This is a genomic window from Paenibacillus sp. GbtcB18 (assembly GCF_019091125.1).
Lineage (GTDB): Bacteria > Bacillota > Bacilli > Paenibacillales > NBRC-103111 > Paenibacillus_F > Paenibacillus_F chitinolyticus.
Genome location: NZ_JAGXJX010000805.1, coordinates 1 through 239 on the forward strand (window position 1 = coordinate 1; position 239 = coordinate 239).

The 239-nt window shown below is 62.8% G+C and carries 1 protein-coding gene; it reads right to left on the minus strand.

All coding sequences use genetic code 11. From position 1 onward, the window contains the following. A partial coding sequence (locus KVT34_RS31025; RefSeq protein ID WP_217563374.1) for an asparagine synthase-related protein occupies positions 1-239 on the minus strand: 239 nt, incomplete at both ends.

The following is a 239-nucleotide window of genomic DNA, read 5'->3' on the forward strand; positions in this document are numbered from 1 at the left end:
GGTAGAGCGCGATGGCCGATGGATCGGCGTCCGGCTCGTCCTGCTGCCAGACGGCTTTCGGCAAGGTGTTGAAGAAATCTTCCCGCGTGATGATTTTGGAGTAATGCTCCGTCCCGTGCGCTTTGGCCGTTTCGGCCGCGATCAGGGTCTCGTTGTTCGGTCCTGCGAAACCGACGGGGAACGTCCGGATCGGCTCGTTCTGGCGCATGTGAGCCGCACTCACGGTCGGGTCGAGTCCG